Here is a 5802-nt window from a genome sequence, read left to right as displayed (position 1 = left end):
AAAGCCTCAGCACATCATCGAGGTCGGCTCGGGCCATTCGACGCGCGTGCTGTCGAAGGCCTTGGGCGGGCTCGGCGAGATCATCGCCGTCGATCCCGCGCCACGCGCCGACATCATCGACCTGCCCGGCGTGCGCGTCGTGTCCTCGACCCTGCAGGCCGCACCCGCCGACCTGTTCAACGTGCTGAAGGCCGGCGACGCGCTGTTCATCGATTCCAGCCATATCCTGATGCCGGGCAGCGACGCCGATATCCTGCTCAATCGCGTCCTGCCGGCGGCGCCGGCCGGCACGCTGGTGCACATCCACGACATCTTCCTGCCGTTCGACTATCCGGCGATCTGGGGCTGGCGCGCCTACAACGAGCAGCAGGGCGTGGTGCCGATGCTGACCAGCGGCGCCTACCGGCCGCTGTTCTCGAGCGCCTGGGCGGAGCGGCGGCTGAACGACCGGCTGGCCTCGTCGGTCGTGGCGCGCCTGCCGCGGCCGGACGACGCCCTGCCGGCCAGCCTTTGGCTCGAGAAGCGCTGATGTTCGGCCGCCTGAGCGGCTGGCTGTTCGGCGCGAGCGGGGTGGAACGCCTGCCCGAGCGCGTACGCGAGGCGATCCGCCAGCAGCAGCAGCAGAGCGAGATCCTGATCGGCTGGGCCGAGCTGGCGGCGGTCGCCTTGTTGTTCGTCGCCTACGAGACCACCAGCATGGCGACCGGCGTGGTGCAGGAAGACTACTCGTTCGATACGTATGTCTTCATCCTGTACACGCTGTTCTCCCTGGGCCGCCTGGCGCTGGCCTATCGCCACGCCCTGCCGGAGTGGCTGCTCTACGTGTCGGTGGTCGTCGACATGGCCCTGCTGCTGGGGCTGATCTACTTCCTGCACTACAAGTACGCCCAGACGGCCGTCTTCAACCTGAAGGCGCCGGCACTGCTTTTCGTGTTCCTTTTCATTGCGCTCCGAGCGCTACGCTTCGAGGCGCGTTTCGTGATCGTCGCCGGCCTGACGGCAGCAGCGGGATGGCTCGCTCTGATCTTCTACGCGCTGAGCGGCCGCGGCGGACCACCCAACGAGACCACCGACTTCGTCGAGTACATGACCTCGAACGCCTTCCTGGTCCAGGCCGAGGCCGAGAAGCTCTTGGCCATCCTGCTGACCACGGCGGTGCTGGCGATCGCCATCTCGCGCGCCCGTCATCTGCTGGTGCGGTCGGTTAGCGAAGGCGCGGCGGCGCGCGACCTCGCGCGCTTCTTCGATCCCGGCGTGGCCGACCGCATCCGCAGCGCCGCCATGACGATCAAGGCGGGCGAAGGCGAGCTGCGCGACGTCGCCATCCTGACCGTCGATTTGCGCGGCTTCACCCGGCTCTCCGTCGACCTCGCGCCTGACGCCGTCATGAAGCTGCTGCAGGACTACCAGGGCCGGGTCTGCCCCTTGATCGTCAGCAACGGCGGCAGCATCGACAAGTTTTTGGGCGACGGCATCCTTGCCTCGTTTGGCGCGGTGGCGGCCTCGACCACCGCCGCGGCAGACGCCCTGCGCGCCGCCGATGCCGTGCTCGGCGCGGCCGAGCGCTGGACCATCGAGCGCCGGGCCGCCGCCTTGGCGCCGCTTTCAGTGGGACTGGCTGTGGCGTCCGGTCGCGTCGTCTTCGGCGCCGTGGGCGACGGCGAGCGGCTGGAATTCACCGTGATCGGCGATGCTGTAAATTTCGCCGCCAAGCTCGAAAAGCACAATAAAGACGAGAAAACACGGGCTTTGACCGATGCCCGCACCTACCAATTGGCCGAACGGCAGGGTTATGTCGCACCATTGCCACGTGAGCGCCGGCCCAACCGACCGGTGGGTGGCGTCAGCGAACCGGTCGATATCGTCGTCCTGGCAAAGTGATGGCGGGCCGGCCGGCGTTGCCTTGCCCTTTCCCCATTCGGGGCCTATGTAATTTGCCTCGCCTAAAGGAACGGATTGGCGGAGCGCCATCGTGGGTAACAACTACGACATCATCCTCATCGGGCTGGTCGCAGTCTTCTTGATCCTGCGGCTGCGCTCCGTGCTGGGCAAGCGCACGGGCAATGAGCGGCCGCCGGCGCGCGATCCGTTCACGCCACCTGCACCGCCAACCGCCACGCCGCGCGTCGGCGACACCCCCGCCAACCAGGGCAACGACAATGTCGTGCCGCTGCCGACGGCCAATGCGCCGGCGCCGCGGCCCTCGCTGGCGACCAGCGGGCCGGGCGGCATCCGCGCCACCGTGATGCCGACCGCCGCGACCGGCGTCGCGGCCATCCGCGCCGCCGATCCCAGCTTCGAGCCGATCGGCTTCACGGGCGGCGCGCGCGCTGCCTTCACCGCCATCGTCGAAGCCTTCGCCAAGGGCGACACCGCGACTCTGCGTCCGCTGCTGGATGGGCCGACCTTCGCCAGCTTCGAAGCGGCGATCCGCGGCCGTATCGAGCGCAAGGAAAAGGCCGAGACGACCCTGATCGGCTTCGAGGCTTCCGACATCGCCGCCGCCGAGCTGCAGGGCACCAATGCCAGCGTCACCGTCCGCTTCGTCAGCGAGCAGATCAACGTGCTGCGCAATGCCGATAGCCAGATCGTCGATGGCAATCCCAACGAAGTGCAGAAGGTGATCGATCTCTGGACATTCCGTCGCGATACCAAGTCCAGCGATCCGAACTGGCTGCTGATCAAGACAGAAAGCGAAGGCTGAGGGAGGCTCATTCGATTATGCGCTGGAGCGTCTTGTCCGGCGTCGTGGCTTTGCTTGCCGCGGCCGGCCTGCTGGCTGCCTGTGCCGACGGCACAAGCCCGGCGAACGAACAGCGTGTGGCGATGGCGCCCATTTCCTTCAACGAGATCAGCGGCTGGGCCGACGACAAGCACGCCGACGCGCTAGCCTCGTTCCGCCGCTCCTGCCCCAAGCTGACGGCCGGCCCCGACACCAAGATCGCCACCGATGGCGGCTTCAAGACGATCACGCCGGCCGAATGGAAGAAGATCTGCGATTCGGCGGCTGCCGTTAAGCCTGGCGACGATCGCGCCTCGCGCGACTTCTTCGAGGAGAACTTCCGGCCGCTGGTCGTCCAGGTGGCGGGCAAGTTCACCGGCTATTTCGAGCCCGAGATGCGCGGCAGCAAGGCGCCGTCGCGGCTGTTCACGGTGCCGGTCTACAAGCGTCCGACGGACCTCACCGACAAGCCCTACTACACGCGCGCCGAGATCGAGCAGGGCGCGCTCAAGGGCAAGGGGCTGGAGATCGCCTACGTGCAGGATCCGGTGGCGCTGTTCGAAGTCCAGGTCCAGGGCAGCGGCCGCATCCAGCTCGCCGAGGGCGGCTCCATCAATCTCGGCTTCGACGGCTCCAACAACCGGCCCTATACGGCGATCGGCAACGTGCTGATCGAGATGGGCGTGTTCACCAGCAAGGAGCAGGCGACCTGGCCCGCCATCCGCGACTGGCTGAAGCGCAATCCGGCCCAGGCGCGCGACGTGATGCGCAAGAACGAGCGCTACATCTTCTTCAAGGACACGCGCACCCAGGGCGCTGTCGGCGCCGAGGGCGTCCAGCTCACGGCCCAGCGCAGCCTGGCCATCGACACCGCCTTCACGCCCTACGGCACGCCGATCTGGATCGACACGGTGCGGCCGGTGGCGCGCAAGCCCGGCGCCACCGAACCCTATCGCCGCCTGGTCATCGCCCAGGACGCCGGCACGGCGATCCAGGGACCGGCCCGCGGCGACGTCTTCTTCGGCACCGGCACGCAGGCCGCCGACTGGGCCGGCCGCATGAACTCAGGCGGCCGCGCGATCGTCCTGGTGCCGAACAAGGGTTAAGGGAGCGCGGACCTGGAGGTCCGCGCTCCGGCCTAACCCGCTTGCACCATCTCGTCTGTTTCCGTCGGCACCTCGGGTCGGCGCCGGGAGAAGATGCTGAGCGCGGCCGGCAGGACGGTCAGGATCAGGACGGGTGCCAGAAGCGTGCCGCCGACCACGACGACGGCCAGCGGCCGCTGGACCTGGCTGCCGATCGCTGTCGAGAAGGCCGCCGGGATCAGGCCGACGCAGGCGGCCACGCAAGTCATCAGCACCGGCCGCATCTGCTGGTCGCAGGTCTCGCTCAGCGCCCGCTCGCGCTCCAGGCCCGATTCGATCAGGCGATTGTAGCAGCCGACGACCATGATGCCGTTCATGGCGGCGATGCCGAACAGGGCGACGAAGCCGATGGCGGCCGAGATGCTGAACGGCATATCCGCCAGGAACAGCCCGAAGATGCCGCCGGTGAGCGCCATCGGGATGGCGCTGCCGGCGATCAACGTGTCGGTGAGCGAGCCGAAGCTGACATAGAGCAGCAGCAGGATCACGGCGATGGCGATCGGCACGGCGATCGACAGACGCGCGATGGCGCTTTCGAAGTTGGCGAAATCGCCGGCCCAATCGAGGCGATAGCCGCTCGGCAGCTTCACCTCCTGCTCGACCTTCTGCTGGGCTTCCAGCACGGCGCCGCCGAGGTCGCGGCCGCGTACCGAGAACTTCACCGGGATGTAGCGCTCCTGCTGCTCGCGATAGATGTAGAAGGCACCGGTCGTCAGCCCGATATTGGCGACCTCGGCCAAGGGCACCTGCACGATACTGCCGTTGGGGCCGGGCGCGCCGATGGCGATGCGCTTCAGGGCCTCGATGTTCTCGCGATAGCGCGGCGCCAGGCGCACCATCATCGGGAAGTGCCGATCGCTGCCCTCCTCGTAGAGGTCGCCCGCCGCCTGGCCGCCGACCGCGGCCTGGATGGTGGCGTTGATGTCGCCCGGCGACAGGCCATAGCGCGCGGCCTTCTGGCGGTCGATGTCGATGCGGATGGTCGGCTGGCCGAGCAGGGGCGGCACCTGGATGTCGGTGATGCCGCGGATCTTCTCCAGCACGCCACGGATCTCGACGGCGATCCTGCGCAAGGTCGCGAGGTCGGGACCGGTGATCTTGATGGCGTTCTCGGCATCGATGCCGGAGGCCGCCTCCTGGACGTTGTCCTGGATGTACTGCGAGAAGGCGAAGGTGACGCCAGGGAAGGTCTGGCGCAGCGCGCTGCCCATCTCGGCGATCAGGTCCTCCTTGGACAGTCCCTTGCGCCAGGTGTCGAAGGGCTTCAGCGGCACGAAGAACTCGATGTTGGAAAAGCCGTCGGGATCGGTGCCGTCGTCGGGCCGGCCGTGCTGGGTGATCACGGTCTCGACCTCGGCGAAGCTCTTGACCAGGCGGCGCATGCGGTTGGCATAGGCGTTGCCCTCGTCGAGCGACACCGAGGGCGGCAGCGCCGCGCGCAGCCAGATGTTGCCTTCCTCGAGCTTGGGCAGGAATTCCAATCCGACCGTGCTGGCCGCCAGGCCGGCCGCTATCATCAGAGCGAGGCCCGTCGCGACCGTGAGGCCGCGCCGTACCAGCACGACGGCAACCACACGCCGGTAGAGACGGCGCAGGCCGCGCACGATGATGGTCTCGGTCTCCGACACCTTCTCCGGCAGGAGCAGCGCCGCCAGTGCCGGCGACACCGTGAAGGTGGCCAGCAGGCCGCCCGACAGGGCGTAGGCGTAGGTCTTGGCCATCGGGCCAAAGATGTGGCCTTCGACACCCGACAGGGTGAACAAGGGCAGAAAGCCCGCAATGATGATGGTGGCCGAGAAGAAGATCGCCTGCGTGACCTCGCCCGAGGCGTGATAGATCGTGGCGATCTTGCCGGTCATGCCGCGCGGCGTCGGCTGCGTGTAGCGGGGCCGATGGCCGGCGCTCGCTTCGGCGAGATGGCGGAAGATGTTTTCC

Annotated in this window: 5 protein-coding genes; 4 read left to right on the top strand and 1 reads right to left on the bottom strand. The window is 67.7% G+C overall.

Features of this window, described 5'->3' with window-relative positions:
* The 4 genes from RSO01_RS48175 to mltA form a co-directional block, all read left to right on the top strand.
* Positions 1 to 529: class I SAM-dependent methyltransferase (locus RSO01_RS48175; protein ID WP_170303878.1), on the top strand; the 529-nt coding region annotated here is incomplete at its 5' end.
* Positions 529 to 1881, top strand: coding sequence for an adenylate/guanylate cyclase domain-containing protein (locus tag RSO01_RS45665; protein ID WP_147157279.1), 1353 nt, complete (start codon positions 529 to 531; stop codon positions 1879 to 1881). The genes RSO01_RS48175 and RSO01_RS45665, both read left to right, overlap by 1 nt.
* Before the next feature lie 91 nt (positions 1882 to 1972).
* Positions 1973 to 2704 carry a Tim44/TimA family putative adaptor protein gene (locus tag RSO01_RS45660; protein WP_174826001.1) on the top strand — a complete coding sequence of 244 codons (732 nt, stop codon included), beginning with the start codon at positions 1973 to 1975 and terminating at the stop codon, positions 2702 to 2704.
* 17 nt (positions 2705 to 2721) lie between these two features.
* A complete protein-coding gene (mltA, locus tag RSO01_RS45655; RefSeq protein WP_147157277.1) occupies positions 2722 to 3828 on the top strand; it encodes a murein transglycosylase A in 1107 nt (368 codons plus the stop codon).
* A gap of 32 nt (positions 3829 to 3860) precedes the next feature.
* Here mltA and RSO01_RS45650 read toward each other — a convergent pair.
* A partial coding sequence (locus tag RSO01_RS45650) for an efflux RND transporter permease subunit (protein WP_147157276.1) occupies positions 3861 to 5802 on the bottom strand: 1942 nt, incomplete at its 5' end.

This window comes from Reyranella soli (genome assembly GCF_007992495.1).
GTDB lineage: Bacteria > Pseudomonadota > Alphaproteobacteria > Reyranellales > Reyranellaceae > Reyranella > Reyranella soli.
Note: the sequence above shows the minus strand (reverse complement) of the source record. Positions and strands in the feature narration are given on the sequence as shown.

Excerpts from the sequence above, each read along its gene's own strand:
- RSO01_RS45665 (WP_147157279.1), top strand. The coding sequence starts at position 529 with ATGTTCGGCCGCCTGAGCGGCTGGCTGTTCGGCGCGAGCGGGGTGGAA.
- mltA (WP_147157277.1), top strand. The coding sequence starts at position 2,722 with ATGCGCTGGAGCGTCTTGTCCGGCGTCGTGGCTTTGCTTGCCGCGGCC.